The organism is Acinetobacter sp. SAAs474 (assembly GCF_032823475.1).
In the GTDB taxonomy this organism is placed as follows: domain Bacteria; phylum Pseudomonadota; class Gammaproteobacteria; order Pseudomonadales; family Moraxellaceae; genus Acinetobacter.
The window spans coordinates 3,165,225-3,185,711 of the sequence record NZ_CP127915.1 but is presented as its reverse complement, the minus strand read 5'-3'; the positions used below and the strand labels follow the sequence as shown (position 1 = coordinate 3,185,711).

Genomic DNA, 20,487 nt, shown 5'->3' with positions numbered 1-20,487 from the left:
TATATTGATGACTGAAGCTATATATTATATTTTTTGCGATAACGCCATAGTGTGGTCCGACTGATACCGAGAATTCTTAAAATAGGTGCAGTTTGATAGTTATATTTTTCTAATAATTGCTGTAGCTGTACAGCATTTATTTTCTGATCGTAAGGATGAATCTGCTGAACTTCGCTCTCTATCATATTCTCCAGAGGAGATTCTATAATTTCATCAGGTAGATCATATTGTTCAATTTGCTGACGTTGATCTGACATTGCCAACGCATACAATAGAGTATTTTTTAATTCGCGGACATTACCAGGCCAATCGTAGTGTTGTAAGACCTGTAGCGCTTGTATAGAAATCGTCGGGTTAAGTTCAGTCTGTTGTTGTAAAATAAATTGTGTGAGTAATGGGATATCTTCTTTGCGCTCACGTAATGGTGGTACAAAAATCGGAATGACGCGTAAACGATAGAGTAAATCCTGACGAAATTTACCTAAGCGTACTTCTTCTCTTAAAGCACGATGTGTGGCACTAATAATCCGAACATTTGCTTTGATTGATTTTTCACCACCAAGTGGAGTAAATTCGGCTGTTTCTAAAACACGTAATAATTTTGCCTGTAATTCAAGTGGAATTTCTGCAATTTCATCCAGAAATAATGTTCCTCCTTCAGCACGCTCAAATACACCTTTATGGTCACGGATAGCACCTGTAAAAGCCCCTTTGACATGACCAAAAAGTTCACTTTCTAGAATATGCGTGTTGAGTGCTGCACAGTTAATTGCAATAAAGACTCGATCATGGCGTTGACTTAAACGATGAATTGCCTGTGCAACTAATTCTTTACCGCTACCAGATTCACCTCGAACCAAAACAGGAAATTCAGTTTTAGCAACACGTTGAATAATGGAAAACATATGCTGCATTTTTGCAGAATGGCTATGGAACATCTGTGCCAAATCTAACTGTGCTGTGGCATTTTGCGCATGTAATGGAGATGGATGCATAACGAAAAAGATTCTACCTGTTAATGATTGCTCAATTATTTTGATTGTCAAAGAAGAGTAAGACCATCGCTGTGCACAATCGGGAACAACAATTTCTCCCTGTAATGCTGTGCTCATATTTAATTGCTGGCTGATAGCAGCCAAACATACAGGTTCAAATCTTGGCGATGTATATTGATAGATCCATTCATGGCGATCTTGATCTTTAAGCCAAATCAGGCTATCTGGATTGAGATGTTGTAAACAGCGTAAAAAATGATCTAAATCACTTTGCGTGGCAAAATCTATTGGCGTTTTGATCATGTTTCAATAATGTTTCATTTATATACTATTGAAACATTATTGAAACATAAATGGTTGCAATAAAAAAGTGTAATTATTCTATTAAAATAAATAATATTATTTAATATATTGTTTTTATTAACGATCTTATTTTAAATTTTTTTTTGGCACTAAGTTTGCAAAAGAAGAGTCGTTATATGGTCTGGTAGAGATGTATTGACCTGATATCCAGAGCTATTCATTAAAAGAGGAAGTCCATCATGTGGATGTTAATACTTGAAGGATTACTGATTGGTACTTTATTGGGTCTCACTGGTGCTGGCGGAGGCATTTTAGCTGTGCCTGCATTAATTGCCAGCCAAGGATGGAATGTTACACAAGCCGCTCCTGTGGGTTTACTTGCCATTACTTTATCTGCATTGATTGGCAGTGTTGAAGGTTTATTGAAAAAGATCGTTCGTTATCGTGCAGCACTTTGGATTGCCTTGATGAGTATTCCAGCTGCTCATTATGGTGTGCAATGGGCCAATATTATATCGCCGACTTGGCTAACAGTGACATTCAGTTTAATTATGTTATGGGTCGCATATCGAATATTTTTTAAGCAAGATCAAATAAAAGGTCATGCACTCTGTCAAGTCAATCATCAGACAGGACGTTTGATTTGGAATATTAACACAACAGTTTTGTTGGCCATTATTGGTTTAATTGCAGGGTTATTAACAGGTTTATTGGGTGTTGGTGGTGGCTTTGTCATTGTGCCTGCATTACGTAAGGTTACTAATCTAGACATGAAAAGTATTGTGGCAACCTCATTAATGATCATTTTTCTGATTGGCATGATCAGTATTGTGATGCATCTGCTGGATGGGTTTGATTATCCACAATCGATTACAGTCAGTTTTGTGATGGCTTGCATTGGTGGTATGTTGTTTGGTCGTATTTTGATCAATAAAATTAATATGCTCTGGGTACAAAAAATTTTTGCCACCACGGTGATTGCTGTCGCATTTTATTTAATTGCTTCAGTCATTATGAGTTAAAGGATGCAGAGCAGTGACATTACAGCTTACAACAAACAACTTTAAAAAACTTTTCACGTTATATGTTGTGATTTATAACAGATGAAATAACAGTTAAAAAAGATGAGTATATAGATGAAAACAGCAGAACAACTGATACAACAGGCAAAAAGTCAAATTAATGAAATCGGTGTTGATGAATTTTTTGCTGTGATTAAAGAAACGCAACCTATTTTAATTGATGTTCGTGAACCTGACGAATTTCAAGCAGGTGCCATTGCTGGTGCCGTTAATTTTCCGCGTGGCGTGTTAGAAATGAAAATCTGCCAACATCCGATTGCTGCTGCATATGTAGAACCTATAGCGGCATTAACGTTTCTTAAAGACCAACCCATTTATCTAATTTGTGGTACGAGTGGGCGTTCTGCGTTGGCAGCAGAAACTTTACAACGTATGGGCTTTACTCAGGTTAAGTCGATACAGGGAGGATATGAGGCATGGCAACAACACGGCTATCCAATTCAGACCCATTGATTTAAATGGCAACATTAACGATAAATACCATGATTGAGGATGAAACAAAATGAAATATCAACAGCTGACACAAAATATTTCGGGTCAATTAAGAACTTTAACTCAGGATAAGCCTGATTTAATGAAGAGTTTTAATCAATTATCTCAAGCCGCAATGCATGATGGGGTCGTGAGTGCTAAAACTAAAGAATTAATTGCTTTAGCCATTGGTGTTGCCAATCGTTGTGATGGTTGTATTGGTTTTCATGTTAGAACCTTAGTTAAAATGGGGGTCAGCCTAGCAGAATTGGAAGAGATTTTAGGTGTTGCTGTATATATGGGCGGAGGTCCTTCATTGATGTATGCAGCCAATGCCTTAGAAGCATTTAAAGAATTTTCTACTCAGTAATTTCTTCGGGATTGGAATCAATGCGTCAAGATTGGGATAGGTTATACCGTCAAACTCAAGATTTGTATGGCACAGCAGCGAATCAGTTTATTCAGGAAATTGCACAAACCATTCCTATCCAAGGCAATACACTGGCGATTGCTGAAGGTGAAGGGCGCAATATTTTATATTTGGCACAACAGGCTCGCCAGCATAATACTGAATTTTCAGCAGAAGTCTGGGATTATGCTGAAGTTGCTTTACAATCTTTGGCCGCAAAAGCACAAGCAATTGATCTTAAGTTAACATTACGTCAGGTTGATTTAACAGAAGTGATATGGCCCAATCAAGCTTATCAAAATGTAATTTGTGTTTTCGGCCATTTTGATCAGCATACCCAACAACAAGTACTACAGGGTATTCGGCAATCCCTACAATCGGGTGGATGGTTTATTGGTGAGCTGTATTCTATGGAACAAATCAAATATGCGACAGGCGGCCCGCGTAATATTGAATATTTATCACATTGAGCGTAAAACCTCGTCTTTTAAGACGGAGATATAAGCGAGTGGCGTTAAGCCATACGACACCTTATGACGCATAGCCTCGACTTACAACGCTGTGCGTATTTTCTTTGTACTATAATTAAGCTATGAAAACTCTTAAAATACGCATAAAAGACAAACACGTTAAGGCGCTTAATCAATTAGCGTTAGAGGTTAATTTTGTCTGGAATTATGTAAATGATTTGAGTTTTAAGCATTTAAAAAGAAAAGGTGAGTTTCTTTCTGCATACGATATTGCTAAGTACACAAAAGGTACATCAAAAGAATGCAATCTTCATAGTCAAACAGTGCAAGCTGTTACAGAAGAATTAGTTATACGCCGTAAACAATTTAAAAAAGCTAAATTAAATTGGCGTGTTAGTAATAAAAAATCGGCTAGACGTTCTTTAGGATGGATACCTTTTAAAAAGTCCGCTATTCGATATGCCGATGGTTTTGTTCAATATGGTAAAACTCAATTCAAACTATGGGATAGCTACGGATTAAGTAAGTACACAGTTAAAACCGGATCGTTTGTAGAAGATAGCCGTGGGCGTTGGTACGTGTGCCTTGTTGTTGACTCACCTAAACAAGATAAACCAAGTGCAACTGCAACTAAATCAATTGGTATTGATCTAGGCTTAAAGGATGTTGCTACATGCTCGGACGGTACGATAATTAGTAATCCTAAATATTATCGTCAATATGAGCAAAAACTAGGGATTGCACAACGGGCAAAGAATAAACGCCGTGTACGTGCGATACATGCAAAGATTAAAAACAGCCGTCAAGATTACTTGCATAAGGCAAGCACTAAGCTTGTTAAAGAAAATGCAATGATTGTTGTTGGTAATTTGAGTGCTAAAAAACTTGTAAAAACTAAAATGGCTAAATCTGTTTTAGATACAGGGTTTTCAGCATTTAAAACAATGCTCAAGTATAAATGCGAGAACGCGGGAGTATTGTTTGAAGAAGTAAACGAAAGTTTCACAACCCAGATTTGTTCGTGCTGTCAGAAAATATCTAGCAATAGTCCGAAAGGTAGGGCGGATCTTGGAATAAGAGTATGGAAATGTGAATGCGGTAGTATAAATCAACGTGATTTAAACTCCGCAAAAAACATACTTCTTACGAAACAGTGTTTCTCAGGACATGAGCGTCTAGCTGTAGGAATCTCCGTCCTTTAGGTCGGAGAGGATGTCAAGTGGGTGAACAAGTACGTTACGAGGGAAAATTACATTCTGGTCAGTGTCATGTGATTCAGTTCGCTATTCAAGTATTAAAATAATCATTGTTGATATCTGTTGAATATTTGAGGCGATTGATGAAGGATTAATTATGGAGTTTTAGAGCCTATCTTTAAGATTTTCTTGATAGATCGCCTACTTAATATTGATTGATATCATGGTGATGATATGAAATTTTTAGATGTCTTTAATCATCATAAAGATCATAATATTTTTCAAATTTTGTATAAGGTAGATGATGTTAATTTTAGAAGATTTCAACTGCTTAACTTCAGTGAATAGCTCTCTATTGCGACCATACAAAATGGTACTCAAACTGAAGAAATTGAAGCAAACGCTGACTTAGTTGCCTGTGCACCAATTGGTAAAGGTCCTCAGGGCACAGATCGTCGTAACCCAATGTGGTCTCCATAATTTAAAAGGTCATTTTGGATAGATTTTTAACTATAGTATTAAATCTTTATTAAAATGAAATTAAAAATGGGAGTTGTGATTGATCTGCTCTCATTCTTTATTTTTGCTTATATTACTATCATTGAATGCTAGGTATTCGTTATTTTTAAATAGCCATCTTTGCTTTTTTTATGAATAATTCATAGCCTATTTATAGTTCGAAAAGACGCTAGATAACACACATTAAAGTAAATAATGTTTGTCTTTTTTATCTTTGATTCTGGCGAGATGGCCTGTATTTATTTTCAGCATAGATCATACTGGAGATCTAATCAGATTAGGTAGATAATTTTATGCTGATATTTAATATAAAGAATAAATAGAACATATTTTTCAGTATCTCTTTTGCGAACAATATCTACTTTAAAACAATATCTGTTAAGATCAAAATGAAATCAAGGTGATGATTTTTAATTGCTATTACTGATCTACAATAACTCAACTTGAAAAACTGATTTTTTTTACTGCAATATAATCACAGCGAATATCTTGCATTTAATGTGCTGTAATATGTTAAATTGTTTTATTGAGTTGAGTATAAATTCAGCCTGAGTGATGTGCATTTGCATTGATATAAGATGGATGACTAAATAACCAATGGATGAAAGTCGAACGACTTCAATACTGAGTAAATGGTGATAAGAAGAGATTCTCATGATTGATTGGGCAAATTTATTACAAAATTATGGTTATTATGCAATCATTGTGGGTACATTTTTTGAAGGCGAAACAATTTTATTACTGGGCGCATATGCAGTTCAACAAAATATTTTTAATTTTTGGTTTTTAATTTTTGCAGCCACATTAGGTGGTTTTATTGGCGATCAGTTTTATTATCAAATTGGTGCTAAATTTGGCTATGATTTTATTCACCGTCGCCCTAAACTGGCCAAAAGATTTCATCAAGCCAGCCAGTGGATTGAGGCCTATCCTACACTCAGTATTTTATTTATGCGTTTTGCGTGGGGACTGAGAACGGTAATCCCGATTAGTTTTGGTATTAAAAAATATTCATTATGGCATTATGTCAGTATTAATATTGTCGCTTCTTTTCTATGGGCTTTTATTGTAGTCAGTGTGGGTTTACAAGTTGCACATTGGTTACATCAATTTTGGGACAAGCTGTTACATCATGATGAAAAGTTAATGCTTGTTACAGCTGCAGTCATCATATGTTTAGCCATTATTGGTATTGTTTATAGCTATATTTGTCGTGGTAAAACTAAAGAAAAGTAATCGACAGCTTGAACAGAAGCCATGCTTCGCTGAAGAAATCATGTGATATTATTCGATGATTACCGTAAGACCTTGCTATTTAACCCATTAATGCAATTGTTATTTGAATGATTAATGCATTGACAATATCGACAAAGAACGCACCCGTTAAAGGAATAATCAAAAAGGCTTTATGTGATGGACCATAACTATTGGTCACTGCTTGAATGTTGGCAATCGCTGTTGGTGTTGCACCAAGACTTACTCCACATTGTCCAGCGCACAGTACCGCGGCATCATAACTTTTCCCCATCACACGAAAAGTGACAAAATATAAATACAGCACCAACACCAAAACTTGTGCGATTAAGATAATTGCCAAAGGTCCTGCCAAACCGCCAAGTAGCCATAGTTGTAAAGACATCAGTGCCATGGCTAAAAAAAATGACAATGAGGCATTACCAAAAACATCAATACAACGATCAAAAATTTCAACTTTAAATAGATGCTCTAATGTATTACGTAATACAACTCCAAAAGCCAATGCCCAGACAAAAGTAGGTAATTCAAACCATTGGTCTTTTGCTGTGTCAGTCATAAAATAGGCAAAACTAATACAAATTGAAAACATGCCTAATGTTTTAACGGCATCATCTGCAGTAATTAAACGTGTTTTTTCTGGGTATTCAAATGGTGCCGTTTCGGCAATAGGCGGGACTTCATGACGATCATCTGATGTTACGATGATTTCAGCCAGTTGAAAACGACGAATCAAGAACTTCGCGATAGGACCTCCCATCATTCCGCCAATCACTAAACCAAATGTTGCACTTGCCATCCCAAGGACAATCGCACCTTGGATACCGTGCTGTTGTTCAAAGACAGATCCCCAAGCACCAGCAGTACCATGACCGCCTGTGAGTGTGACTGATCCGGTAATTAAGCCAATCAATGGATCTAAACCTAAAGCTGTTGCTAAACTGATACCCACCACGTTTTGGATGATAATGTAGATAAATACACAGGCTAAAAATAGCAGAAGCGCTTTTCCTCCTTCTTTCAGTTTAGCTAAGCTAGCGCTAAGGCCAATTGAAGTAAAGAAGATCAGCATAAAAATTTGTTGAACTGTATGATCAAAATTTATGGTGATATTAAAGTTTTTAAATAAAATATAGGTGATGATTGCCGCAATAAGACCACCAGCAACAGGCTCCGGAATATTATATTTTTTTAAAATAGGGATGCTGTTGACACAGGCATAGCCAACCAAAAGAACCAGTACAGCAATCACGATAGTCAGAAATGGATCAAGTTGATAGTTCATATATAATTCATCAATTTTTTATATAAATTATTGCTTCTGTCAGACGTATTTTTAGTACTTCATTATCCGTCATAACATGACCATGGATTGTAGAATCTTATTCGCATGATAAGCGTCTTATTGAGCTATTCTAGCTTAGATTACATTGATTAAAGCAAATTTTGATCATGAAAAATGATAATGATTGACTGCTGATTAAGTGGCGAATTAAATTTAATATTACAGTAATGATTATCATGATGATGAGTGTGGATACATTAATTATAATGAGATGGTTTTATGACTTTAATTCACTCGAATTCTGCTAAAAAAAATGCGGGTAACGATCTTAAAACTGATGTTTCATTACGAGAATAAAAAAGCTCTTTAACTTGATTGGATCACACTAAAAATTAATCATAAAATTAGATTTATATTGTGATTTTAAAGAATAATTCTTATTCATTATTTGAGTTAATAAGTAAGATAATAGACATAAAAATGATATAAAAACATGATGATATTGATGCTAAAAAGTTTACATCTGCTTTTTAAGTATCCTGATGTGATCAATCATGAATACAATGAAAAGATGCGTCATGATTCATGAAAGATGTATATAAAAAGTCGATTTTACATACATCTTTATGTTTAAGCATGTTCTAAAATAATGGAGTAATACAGTTTGAATAGCCTACTTTCATGATGACGATTTAGATGTGAAAATAACCCATTAATAGCGCAATAAATATGAAATAAAAACCACTGCTAAAAATCAGTAGACGGCTATCCACTTTTTGCGATTGAAATACAATCAGTAAATAGACAATCGCCAAGGCGGTGATAATACCTGAAGTTAAAAGTACACCATCAAATAACCATGGGGTAAAGAAAATGCCTAAAGCACTTGGTAAGGTTGCTTGAATCATCATTGCACCTGAAATATTGGCCAATGCTAAGCGTTCTTTACCTTGGCGTACCCAAATGAGTGCATTCATAATTTCAGGTAATTCCGTGGCAACTGGACTGAGCAATAAAGCAACCAGATGAGGTGGAATAGCCAATAAAATACTGAGATTTTCTAGTTGTGCAATAAAGAGATGTGTTGCGCCTGCAATACAAATCAATGAAATTATAACTTGCAAGATAATCATCCATTGACTGGGCTGATTACTATGAGGTTGTAATTTGAGAGGCTCTAATTGTTCCTCTTGATCATGATCCTCATCACGGCTATTTTGGATTTCACGCCAAACATAAACTGCGTAAGCAACCAGAAATAGAATACCCAACCAAGGTTTAAAGCTAAAAGCAATTAAACCTAAACCGACTTTAACAATAAATATCGCCAGAAAACTAAGCTGATCTTTTGCGAGAGCTTGACTATTGGCCTGAATAATAAAGTGATGATGGCCTTGTTTTCGGCGATGGAAAAAATGTGCACCTCCGACAATCGCATAAGCCAGCGTTGCCAGTACCAAAGGCCCTCCCATTGCAGCGCCGACACCTAAGTCTTTGCTTTCAGGTGTATTACCTATAACAACAGCGGTAAAAGTAACGGCACATTCAGGTAACGCAGTACCAAAGGCCGCCAGTACAGAACCGACAGCCGTGCGTCCCAAATTAAGGCGTTGTCCTAGCCATTCAATACTATTAACGAAGTATTCACAAGAGAGGTAAATAACAATGGCAGAGATCAAAAATAATAAAAGAGATAAAAGCATAATCTGATACGCATACCAAGCAAGTATTTCCAATGACGCACAGCAATACTTGCTTGGTAAAAAGCATGCTATGGTCAATGGTCTTGCTGAGCGATCTGAATATTCGCTGAACATGCCATGAGTAAGAACTCAAGTATGTTGACATGTTCTTCCTGATTAAACAGGAATAGCTACTCCCCAAAGTGAGGCTATATATTAACATGGGCTGTATGACTTAGATATCAAGTTTATGTAACTTTTCATTAGAAAAATTAAACTAATTTTAATTTTTAACCCTGTTATTTTTCTGATTGATTAATTGAAGTAACAAAAGTCCTTTACGTAAGCGACGGCCATCTCCTCCTAATTTTTCAAGTTTTAATTTTAAAATCCATTGTAATTTTCGCCCAACCCGACAAATATCATGATAAATTGCTTTATTTTTTGATATATTTTCGATGAGTAATGTGCTGGCAGATTGAATTTCATCTTCATTAAAATGACAGGCAGTTGAAAACATAAAAAACAACCAATCACGTGTTTGACAATCCTGTAAACTGAGTCGCTGTTTGGGATCTGTTTCAAAGTCAATATAGGTAAATTGATGTTGATTATCCACTAAAATATTACGAGCAAAGGCTTCACTTAAATAGCAGTCTAAGTCATGAATATGTTGTATAGCGCAAATAGCATCAGCATATAAAGATAAACGTGAAGCTGAAGGTTGTGATTTTTTGAGTGCGTATTCTAATTGTTCGATCTGTTGTCCTGCTTGAGCTGCATCTTTAAGTAACACGGCACTATCGTTATACGCTAAAATTTCTGGTACCTGAATGCCAAGCCGATGTAATTGTTGAATACGTTTAACTTCACAATCAATTGCCTGTTTTCCACCATAATTAGGTACAGGGGCAAACATATTTAAACCCAAGCACTTAGAAATCCAATGGAGAGGTAAATAAATCCATGTTGCGTGACGAGGAGATGCTTTTTTTAACCAAACTTTTTGATTCTGTAGTTCATAAGATTGAATAGAACTTTGCTGCTCAAGACTCATTTGTTCTATAAAATTAGAATATTGCGACATAATATAGATTTTAGGCTAAAAAATTAGTTCTATCTTAATCTACTCTGCGATGAAATGTTATCATAATAGCTATTGGCTTGATCAAAGCTGATGAATAGGGGTTGATTCATCAGGTATTAGCACTCAGTTTTGATGTGGATGGTCATCTTTGTTTGCGATCACAGTATCATATTAGCAGAGTCTTATCTAATGTTGATAATGATAAGATCAAATTTTTCATTACTTATTTGACTGCTATTTGTAAATGGTGACGTCTTAGATAAAATGACTGAGTTATATAATAGACCACCACATTAATTAACCAGATAATCCATAATGTCCATAAATTATGACTTAAAAAGTGAGCACCTCTCATCATTTGTGTCCAACCCATAGCAAAACCTAAAATAAAACCAATCAACAGGTAAAAATAAGCATAGCGAGGTTGATGCTGTCTATAGACAAAGTATCCAGTCATCAATGCAAAACCACAAGAAGCATGGCCACCCGGAAAACAATGTCCATTTTGCACAACGAAATCCCAGATAAAACCCGAGGGTGAGGGGCTGGTCATATCCCAAGGACAGCCATGGGATGAATGTGCTTTTAAAATACCAATGGCAATGGTACAGAGCATTGAAACAAAAAAGAAATAGCCAAATGCATAACGCTTTGGTTTGAGTCTGTTTAATTTAAACGACAATAACCAAAGTATAAATAAAATACTATAAAAGCCAATAATGACATGTTTTAAATCTTGATGTGCTAATTGGTCCAGATACCAGTTATTTTTTAAATAAAATTCTCCGTGAGAACCTATCCAAGGATGAATCAGTGCTAAGTCAATACTTCCTGCAATTGGAAAAAAGATTATCAGGATTAAAAAACTCAGCATTAAAATCATCAATTGTTGTAATGAAAATTTGGCGTATTGTGGCATATCAAGCTTGTAGCAAAGATCAATTTTTTATATTGAAGCAGTTTAAACTTAAGATAGACTTAAAATATCGAGACCTGAGCGCAAATGGTCGTAAGTGGCTATAGATGAGAAAACAGATCCCATGATCAGGGTTTTGCTAAATCAGCGATGCTGAGAAGAGTCAATTGAAAAGATAATATAGCCATAGGATTGATCATCAAAAAGCACCCTGTAATTGATGTAAATTACAGGGTGCTGATGGATATTTTACAGTGAATATTTGTGGTTAGACTGAGTCTTTATATGCTTAGATGCACACTTAAGAGACCTGATCACCTGGTTGAGCACCACTGTCAGGAGAGATAATAAAAATATTTTCACCTTGACCAGCAGCTAAGACCATGCCGTTAGAAATACCAAAACGCATTTTTCGTGGTGCTAAGTTGGCCACTAATACGACCAGTTTGTCTTTTAAATCATCAGGATGATAAGCACTACGAATACCGCTAAAGACTTGGCGAGGTTCGGCTTCACCAACATCTAAGCTAAGTCGCAATAATTTATCTGAACCTTCAACAATATTTGCATCCAATACTTTAGCAACACGGAGGTCTAATTTCACGACATCATCAATACTAATCGTTGCTTTATCTGCTGTTGGTATTGCTGTTTTTACAGTTTTTTTGATGTCGGCTTTTACCGGTTCAGTGGCTTTAATGCTTAATGATTCTTTGGATGCATCGACCATAGCTGCAACAGCTTTTGGATCTACACGTTGCATTAATGCCTGAAAGACTGCAATTTCATGGCCTAATAAGATATTTTGACGAGAAGAAAAATCAAAATGATCAAGTTTTAAGAACTGTTGTACCTGATTCGCCAAATGTGGTAATACCGGTGCGAGGTAGACAGCCAACTGACGGAATAAATTAATCCCCACTGAACAGACATCATGAACCTGTTGTTCTTCGCCTGCGACTTTAGCCAACGCCCATGGTTTTTTCTCATCAATATATTGATTCGCTTTGTCAGCTAAAGTCATAATTTCGCGAATCGCGGTAGAAAATTCACGTGCTTCATATGCTTGTGCAATCGAGTTACCAGCATCAATAAAACTTTGTACCAGTTCAGGTTCAGCACATTGAGCGCTCAGTTTATTGTCAAATTTGCTATTAATGAATTTTGCACAGCGACTGGCAATATTAACAACTTTACCTACTAGATCTGAGTTTACTTTTTGTACAAAATCATCTAGATTTAAATCAGAATCTTCAACTTTATCGGAAAGTTTAGAGGCAAAATAATAACGTAAATACTCAGGATTCAAATGCTGTAGATATGTTTCAGCCTTAATAAAGGTACCACGTGATTTTGACATTTTTTGACCATTTACAGTCAAAAATCCATTTACAAATAAACCTGTCGGTGTACGGTAATTTGCACCTTTTAGCATTGCTGGCCAGAACAAAGCATGGAAGTAAACAATATCTTTACCAATAAAGTGGTATACCTCATTTTTTGAATCTTCTTTCCAGTAGTCATCAAAATCTAAGTCTGGACGTTGAGTTTTAATGTAGTTTTCAAAACTCGACATATAGCCGATAGGTGCATCTACCCAGACATAGAAGTATTTATTCGGTGCATCTGGGATTTCAAAACCAAAATAAGGCGCATCACGTGAAATATCCCAATCATTCAGACCATTTTCAAACCACTCATCAAGTTTATTGGCGATAGAAACTGGCAGACGACCTGAATCACGTGTCCATTGTTGTAAATATTCAGCAAAATTAGGTAATTTAAAGAAATAATGATCCGAAGACTTTTCTATCGGTACCGCACCGCTGAGCGTTGATTTAGGATTGAGAAGCTCCGTAGCATTGTAGGTCGTGCCGCAGACTTCACAAGAATCGCCATACTGATCTTCGGCCTTGCATTTTGGACAAGTGCCTTTAATAAAGCGATCTGATAAAAACATACCTTTTTCAGGATCAAATAATTGTGTTACTGGTCGAATTGCAATATGACCTGCCTCACGGTTTTTAAGATAAATTTCTTCTGAACGTGCTTTGTTTTCTGCACTATTGGTTGAGTCATAATGATCGAAATCAACAGCAAAACCCTTGAAATCACGCATATGTTCTTGTTGTACATTGGCAATTTGCTGTTCAGGTGTAATGCCATTGGCTTCAGCACGCAACATGATTGCTGTACCATGAGCATCGTCCGCACAGACATAAGTCACATTATGGCCCATTGCACGCATGGCACGAACCCAAATATCAGCTTGGATATAACCGAGTAGGTGACCCATATGGATAGGACCATTGGCGTATGGAAGGGCGTTAGTGACTAAAATATTACGCACGGATATAACTCTCTCATTCGTATTTTATGTAAGTGAGCCGATTTTACCTTAGATAGTACTGAGTTGCATAATGGAATAAGTGAAATCTATTCAAATATTGAGTTTTTTTATATGTTTTTTATTTTATTTTAAAAAAATCAATTAAATTAATTACTTGAGTTTTGGGTTAATGTTTTTGAGCGATCATGACGTTGACCGTGTGGTTGAGATGATACTTTAGTACCAGATTGATAGATCAGTTAAAAACATGTAGCTGATTTGTTTCAAATTGCAGTCAAGATTTTAATTAAGTTCCATTTGTTTGTATAACTATAGACCACGATTTAAAACGATTAAGAGAGGACTATCATGAAAGACGATCATCTAGATCATTTAAAAGATAAAGCTGCGGATTTAAATGAAGATATCAAGCTTAAAACCAAAGAAATCAAGATAAAAGGCGAAAAAATGGTTGATGATGTGCAAAATTCTGCGAAAGAAGTACAATTGCAAGGTGAGAAAAAGTTGCATGATCTTAAAAAAGAGGCCAAGGAAACACATCAAGATCATCAAGCGTGTATCGATGAAAAAATAGATACACTTAAAAATAAAACAACAGAAGCACAGGCAAATGTACAAGAAAAATTAGATACATTAAAAGCGGAAGCTAGTCATAAACTAGAAGAGGCTAAACTCAAGGCCAGTGCGCTTAAAAGTGATGCAGTAGAAAAGTTAGATGACTTAAAACAGCAAGCCAACGAAAAATTAGATGAACTCAAGAAAAAAGCATCAGAGACATTGAGTAAATTTAAAAAATAACCTTGATCTCTGATACGAATATGGTCAGCAAGCACAGTTAAATATGATCGCTATGCCAAATATGCTATATAACCTAGCAATTGGTTTCATCATCAAAAGATTGGGTGATGACTATATAATATAAATTGAGCATCAAACCACGTCTTATGTCTTGATAAGGCGTGGGTCTAAACAACCGGTCTAAATGATATGAAAAATAAATATAATTTTTTATGACGTTCAAAAGTATAGCAGCATGATCACCAAAAATCAGCATTGCTGGATTCGATCAAGCCGTGTGGCGAGCTAAAAACCAACGATTTTACTATGAATTCGACTTACTTTGATAAAGTTGACTTAACCTTCGGGTCAATAGTCGTTAAACTATAATCTTTACATTGTATTGTCTTTCCAGACTTGGAGTAAAAGTATGTCATGGCTTTCTTCCCTTAAATCGGTCTTTTCTCCCTCTAAAGAAGTCAATGAAGAAGAAATCCAAAATGTACTACAATGTTATATTTTGCCGAATTCTCATGAAGCACTAAAGGATCGTATTAGCCAAGTCAATATACAAGGGCAGACTTTACAAATTACAATCAATACCTTTGCTTCAGAAGCAGAACTTTTACAAAAAATTCATGACGATTTGGCGGATGCATTAGAAAAAGCAGGGATTACTGAATTAAATATGCATGTGATCCAACAAAAAAGTACTCAGCCAAAAACCACTGAGCAGCATAGTTGCTCTAGTCAAACAGCCACACATTCACAGCAGTTACCTCCTATTGTAGATGCAGCAGAAACCTCAAAAACCTCGTCTTTAGCGACCGAGGCTGATCCGAATAATCCGCCCATTCAAAAGGCAGCTCCTCAACAACGTGATGTGGCCAAACATCCACGTATTCAGCACGTGATCTTGGTTTCTTCTGGTAAAGGCGGTGTTGGTAAATCGACGACAACAGTGAATCTTGCATTAGCATTGCAAAAATTAGGCCTTAAAGTCGGTGTATTGGATGCAGATATTTATGGTCCAAGTATTCCGACCATGTTAGGTAATGCCGGTGCTACACCAATGATTGAAGCTGAACATTTTGTACCGCTTGACGCTCATGGCCTAGCTGTATTATCCATTGGACATTTGACGGGTGATAACAATACGCCCGTGGCTTGGCGTGGACCGAAGGCAACAGGTGCATTGATGCAGTTATTCAACCAAACATTGTGGCCAGACTTAGATGTATTGATGATTGATATGCCACCAGGTACAGGAGATATACAGTTAACATTGGCACAGCGTATTCCAGTGACTGCAGCGGTGATTGTGACCACGCCACAAAATGTAGCCTTATTAGATGCCACCAAAGGGATTGAGCTGTTTAAGCGAGTTGATATTCCAGTCATGGGAGTGATTGAAAATATGTCGACGCATATTTGTTCTAATTGTGGTTATGAAGAGCAAATTTTTGGCACAGGCGGTGGTGATAAGCTTGCTGCACAATATGAAATTCCATTACTGGGGCGTTTACCTTTAAATGCTCAAATTCGTGCCAATAGTGATGCTGGAACACCTTCTGTCATTGCGCAAGATGATGCAGCAGAAAGTTATATGAATATTGCCGAGAAAATTTTGGATAAACTACCTAAAGTAGAAAAAGATAAATCACGTATTTTTTAGATTTAAGTCACGGGGATCTTGCTACTGATCCCCGTGGTTGAGGCCGATGATGACACAAGATGACTGTGTATAAATCAATGATCAATCCTGCTTTTTTGCTATCTATCCTGATGGATGAGCTGAATATGAGGCTGCATACGCTATGGTTTCAGCGCTTGAATGCATAATTAATCCATGTAAATTATATGATTATGATATAATCAAAATAGAAAATAAAAGTTGACGATTATCACAATTTATTTTTAATGACTGGTTCGATCATAATGAGCTATTGAGGGAATAAGTTATATGTAAGTTTTTGAAAAATATTAAATATATGGTTTGTATTCCTAAATTTTATATTTCCGCTTACAATTTTTATTTTGCTAAATTCTTGAAATCGCTCTTATGCTATTGATGTACAAATAAAGGTCTTAATGCATGATTACATTGTTATTTATTGGTTTAGTGGTTTCGATTCTGTTGACACCAGGCCCGACAAATACATTACTTGCATCTTCTGGTATTCAAGTGGGTGTACGTCAGTCATTTCGACTTATTCCTGCTGAGGCTTTCGGTTATTTAATCGCCATTACTTTATGGGGATTTATGATTGGCAAAGTTGCCGTTTATATTCCTTTATTACCCACGATCTTAAAATTATTTAGTGCAAGTTATATGATTTTTCTTGCGATTAAATTATGGCGTACGGCCAATATCGAAGTGAATTTTTCACAACCGACCATTCGTGCACGCGAACTTTTTGTTGCAACCTTATTAAATCCTAAGGCTTTATTATTTGCATCGGCAGTTTTCCCAGTGATTGCATGGAAAAATACCCACTATTATGTTGCACATATGTTGATTTTTTTGATTCTGATTGTTCCGATTGCATTCTTTTGGACTTGTATTGGCGCATTTTTAGCTTCAAATAAAATTCGTTGGTTAAATCAAACCAATTTACAAAAAACCGCATCATTGATTTTATTTAGCTTTTCAATTCCATTGAGTTATTCAGCACTATTGCATCTTTGATTCTATGGGATAAATTCTCCACCGATAATCTTGAATTGAGGTGGAGATCGCTAGTCGACCTGATAAGGCGTCAGGTCTATTTTTATTGTTAATATTGCTCCATTATTGTCTGATCGTATCAATCGTTGTGTCACCAGTTGTTAATCCACAATAAGCTCTTATCCAAACAACAAGCGTCCCATCATATTTTTGTAAATGTTTAGAAAACGCTTTTGGTATCAAGCGGCACAATACTGTTGTTAGATTATTGATAAATTTACACAGCATGATACGAGGATACATTTCAAGCAGGAAATGAACATGATCAGCTTTACCGTTGACGCGACAATATTGGCATTGTAATGATTGAATTCGATTGAAATGCGCTAGCTTATTTTCATTAAGCTGGATTTAAGTTAAAGTACAGCGCAGTAAATTCTTTAGCATTATTTGGGCAGAACTGAATGGCAATTAAATCTGATCGCTGGATTCGTGAAATGAGCGAAAAACACGGCATGATTGAACCGTATGCAGAAAACCAAGTCCGTTTAGATGAAAATGGTCAAAAGCTCATCTCTTATGGTGTGTCTAGTTATGGTTATGATGTGCGCTGTGCACGTGAATTTAAAGTATTCACCAATGTTCACTCTGCAATCGTCGATCCAAAGAACTTTGATGATAAAAGCTTTATCGATATTGAATCTGATGTTTGTATTATTCCTCCCAATTCATTTGCTTTAGCACGCACTGTTGAATATTTCCGTATTCCACGCAATGTTTTAACTGTGTGTTTAGGTAAATCAACTTATGCACGTTGTGGAATTATCGTCAATGTGACTCCGCTAGAACCTGAATGGGAAGGTCATGTGACCTTGGAATTCTCAAATACCACCAATTTACCTGCACGTATTTATGCAGGTGAAGGCGTAGCACAAATGCTATTCTTTGAATCAGATGAAGTATGTGAAACTTCATATAAAGATCGTGGTGGTAAGTACCAAGGCCAAACTGGAGTGACCTTACCTAAAGCTTAAATGATTCAGGTATATCACGCCAATAGCGCAATAAAAAAATCCCGCATCAACTGAAGCGGGATTTTTTTATTGCGCAGTGTTTTTATGAAGCAAGTTTTGCCCATAACTCAGCTGGCGTTAATTGTACCGATTCAGCATCAGTACGACCTTTGTATTCAAATGTACCGGCATCTAAACCTTTTTCACCAATTACAATACGGTGTGGAATACCAGTTAATTCAAGGTCAGAAAATTTGACTCCCGGACGCTCATTACGATCATCAAGCAATACATCATAACCTGCAGCTTGCAGTTCCTGATAAAGTGTTTCAGCAGCTTCTAAGGTACGCGGTGATTTATGTGCATTCATGGGTACAATTGCGATTTCAAAAGGTGCGATAGCCATTGGCCAGATAATCCCTTTTTCATCATAGTTTTGCTCAATTGCAGCTGCAACTACACGAGTAACACCAATTCCATAACAGCCCATGGTCACGACCAGTGGTTTACCATCTTCCCCCAATACTTTACAACCTAATGCTTCAGAGTATTTTTGACCTAATTGGAAAATATGACCAACTTCAATACCACGTTTGATTTGTAATGTACCTTGACCATCTGGAGATGGATCACCTTCGACTACATTGCGTAGATCATAAACCTCTGTAAATTGGGCATCACGTTGCCAGTTGACACCAATGGCATGTTTGTCCAACTGGTTGGCACCCGCAACAAAGTCGGAAAGTACAGATGCTGCACGATCGACGATTACCGTTAGGCCTTTTTCGACTAAACCTTGTGGACCACAGAAACCAGCCGTTAAGTCTAAGGCTGCGATTTGTTCTTCCGTTGCGAACGTTAATGGTGCAGCAATTAAAGGATGTTTTTCGGCTTTAATTTCATTGAGTTCATGGTCACCACGTAAGAATAAAGCAATGACAGGAATCTGGCCTGATTGATCTGCTACCCCTTGTACCAATAATGCTTTAACTGATTGTGCTGGATCTGTTTGTAAAAATGCACAAACACTGGCAATAGTTTTTTGATCAGGGGTATCAACAATTTGTAAGGCTTGGCTTGGTGCCGCACGTTCACCACTCAGTACTGCTTCAGCCATCTCAACGTTTGCTGCATAATCAGACTCAGTTGAAAAGGCGATATCGTCTTCACCACTAGATGCCAACACATGGAATTCATGTGAGCCAGAACCACCAATTGAACCTGTATCGGCTTGTACTGGACGAAAGTTTAGGCCAAGACGTGTAAATATTTTACAGTAGGCTTCATACATGGTGTCGTAAGTATCTTGTAAGGACGCTTGATCTACATGGAAAGAATAGGCATCTTTCATAATAAATTCACGTGAACGCATCACACCAAAACGTGGGCGAATTTCATCACGGAACTTGGTTTGTACTTGATAAAAGTTGGCAGGTAATTGTTTATAACTTTTCAGTTCATTACGTGCTAAGTCTGTAATCACTTCTTCATGTGTCGGGCCAAGGACAAAATCATTGTTATGACGATCTTTAAAACGTAATAATTCTGGACCATATTGAACGTAACGTCCCGATTCTTGCCATAATGATGCTGGTTGTGTCACGGGCATAAGCACTTGTAAAGAACCTGCACGATCCATTTCTTCACGAATAATCGCTTCCACTTTGTTTAAGACGCGAACACCCATTGGTAACCAGCTATATAAACCTGATGCCAATTTACGAATCATCCCTGCACGTAACATGAGCTGATGAGAGATAACTTCAGCATCATTAGGGGTTTCTCTTAATGTTGCAAATAAAAAGCGACTCGCGCGCATGGAAATTGTCCTAATCAATTTTTCGTTAAAGTTGAGATTATACAATAAAAAAAACAGCTTCCGCAGCGAACTTCAAGGATATTCAGTTGATTGATGGTTTTACAAAATTAATGTCATACCATAAAGCTAAAAAATAATTTTAAATATTTGAATTTTATATCTAATTAAGCTTATTTTTTTCTGAATATAAA

At 36.5% G+C, this 20,487-nt stretch carries 18 protein-coding genes and 1 riboswitch; of the genes, 10 read left to right on the top strand and 8 right to left on the bottom strand.

All coding sequences use genetic code 11. The features are described 5' to 3' along the window. Positions 1-17 precede the first annotated feature (17 nt). A complete protein-coding gene (locus tag QSG86_RS15940) occupies positions 18-1,298 on the bottom strand; it encodes a sigma-54 dependent transcriptional regulator (protein WP_317032390.1) in 1,281 nt (426 codons plus the stop codon). Between the two features lie 239 nt (positions 1,299-1,537). Between QSG86_RS15940 and QSG86_RS15935 the strand changes: the two genes are divergently transcribed. The 6 genes from QSG86_RS15935 to QSG86_RS15910 all read left to right on the top strand — a co-directional run bounded on the left by QSG86_RS15935 (position 1,538) and on the right by QSG86_RS15910 (position 6,681). Beyond that, positions 1,538-2,320: a sulfite exporter TauE/SafE family protein gene (locus QSG86_RS15935; protein WP_317032389.1), complete on the top strand. Its 783-nt coding sequence runs from the start codon at positions 1,538-1,540 to the stop codon at positions 2,318-2,320. A 114-nt stretch (positions 2,321-2,434) separates the two neighbouring features. Further along, positions 2,435-2,833, top strand: coding sequence for a rhodanese-like domain-containing protein (locus tag QSG86_RS15930; RefSeq protein ID WP_317032388.1), 399 nt, complete (start codon positions 2,435-2,437; stop codon positions 2,831-2,833). A 49-nt stretch (positions 2,834-2,882) separates the two neighbouring features. Beyond that, complete coding sequence (locus tag QSG86_RS15925) at positions 2,883-3,221, top strand: carboxymuconolactone decarboxylase family protein (RefSeq protein ID WP_317032387.1); 339 nt, start codon at positions 2,883-2,885, stop codon at positions 3,219-3,221. A gap of 20 nt (positions 3,222-3,241) precedes the next feature. Continuing rightward, complete coding sequence (locus QSG86_RS15920) at positions 3,242-3,730, top strand: class I SAM-dependent methyltransferase (RefSeq protein WP_317032386.1); 489 nt, start codon at positions 3,242-3,244, stop codon at positions 3,728-3,730. 122 nt (positions 3,731-3,852) lie between these two features. Further along, on the top strand, positions 3,853-4,932 hold the full coding sequence (locus tag QSG86_RS15915; RefSeq protein ID WP_317031280.1) for a transposase: 1,080 nt from the start codon (positions 3,853-3,855) through the stop codon (positions 4,930-4,932). A 1,167-nt stretch (positions 4,933-6,099) separates the two neighbouring features. After that, positions 6,100-6,681, top strand: coding sequence for a DedA family protein (locus QSG86_RS15910; RefSeq protein WP_317032385.1), 582 nt, complete (start codon positions 6,100-6,102; stop codon positions 6,679-6,681). A 79-nt stretch (positions 6,682-6,760) separates the two neighbouring features. On the opposite strand, the gene gltS is transcribed toward QSG86_RS15910, so the two are convergent. The 5 genes from gltS to metG all read right to left on the bottom strand — a co-directional run bounded on the left by gltS (position 6,761) and on the right by metG (position 14,019). Further along, positions 6,761-7,984 carry a sodium/glutamate symporter gene (gene gltS / locus QSG86_RS15905; protein ID WP_317032384.1) on the bottom strand — a complete coding sequence of 408 codons (1,224 nt, stop codon included), beginning with the start codon at positions 7,982-7,984 and terminating at the stop codon, positions 6,761-6,763. Between the two features lie 692 nt (positions 7,985-8,676). Continuing rightward, a complete protein-coding gene (locus QSG86_RS15900) occupies positions 8,677-9,687 on the bottom strand; it encodes a sodium:calcium antiporter (protein ID WP_317032383.1) in 1,011 nt (336 codons plus the stop codon). A gap of 89 nt (positions 9,688-9,776) precedes the next feature. Then, positions 9,777-9,878, bottom strand: a riboswitch (yybP-ykoY riboswitch). Between the two features lie 71 nt (positions 9,879-9,949). Further along, on the bottom strand, positions 9,950-10,753 hold the full coding sequence (locus QSG86_RS15895) for a serine/threonine protein kinase (RefSeq protein ID WP_317032382.1): 804 nt from the start codon (positions 10,751-10,753) through the stop codon (positions 9,950-9,952). A gap of 223 nt (positions 10,754-10,976) precedes the next feature. Beyond that, positions 10,977-11,672 carry a phosphatase PAP2 family protein gene (locus QSG86_RS15890; protein ID WP_317032381.1) on the bottom strand — a complete coding sequence of 232 codons (696 nt, stop codon included), beginning with the start codon at positions 11,670-11,672 and terminating at the stop codon, positions 10,977-10,979. Between the two features lie 298 nt (positions 11,673-11,970). Next, positions 11,971-14,019, bottom strand: a complete 2,049-nt coding sequence (metG, locus tag QSG86_RS15885) for a methionine--tRNA ligase (protein ID WP_317032380.1) — start codon at positions 14,017-14,019, stop codon at positions 11,971-11,973. A gap of 348 nt (positions 14,020-14,367) precedes the next feature. Here metG and QSG86_RS15880 point away from each other — a divergent pair, with 348 nt between their 5' ends. From QSG86_RS15880 to QSG86_RS15870, 3 genes are all read left to right on the top strand, one after another. Continuing rightward, complete coding sequence (locus tag QSG86_RS15880; protein ID WP_317032379.1) at positions 14,368-14,817, top strand: hypothetical protein; 450 nt, start codon at positions 14,368-14,370, stop codon at positions 14,815-14,817. A 409-nt stretch (positions 14,818-15,226) separates the two neighbouring features. Beyond that, positions 15,227-16,471, top strand: a complete 1,245-nt coding sequence (gene apbC / locus QSG86_RS15875; RefSeq protein ID WP_317032378.1) for an iron-sulfur cluster carrier protein ApbC — start codon at positions 15,227-15,229, stop codon at positions 16,469-16,471. Positions 16,472-16,891: 420 nt separating this feature from the next. Next, positions 16,892-17,485 (top strand): LysE family translocator, encoded by a 594-nt coding sequence (locus QSG86_RS15870; protein ID WP_317032377.1) that lies wholly within the window; start codon positions 16,892-16,894, stop codon positions 17,483-17,485. Between the two features lie 102 nt (positions 17,486-17,587). Here the strand turns inward: QSG86_RS15870 and QSG86_RS16705 are convergent, their stop codons facing one another. Then, positions 17,588-17,776 (bottom strand): transposase, encoded by a 189-nt coding sequence (locus tag QSG86_RS16705; RefSeq protein ID WP_410487504.1) that lies wholly within the window; start codon positions 17,774-17,776, stop codon positions 17,588-17,590. 152 nt (positions 17,777-17,928) lie between these two features. Here QSG86_RS16705 and dcd point away from each other — a divergent pair, with 152 nt between their 5' ends. Further along, entirely contained in the window at positions 17,929-18,498 is a 570-nt protein-coding gene (gene dcd, locus QSG86_RS15865) for a dCTP deaminase (RefSeq protein WP_120400892.1), read from the top strand. Positions 18,499-18,580: 82 nt separating this feature from the next. Here the strand turns inward: dcd and QSG86_RS15860 are convergent, their stop codons facing one another. Further along, positions 18,581-20,296, bottom strand: coding sequence for a proline--tRNA ligase (locus QSG86_RS15860; RefSeq protein WP_317032376.1), 1,716 nt, complete (start codon positions 20,294-20,296; stop codon positions 18,581-18,583). Positions 20,297-20,487: the final 191 nt, after the last annotated feature.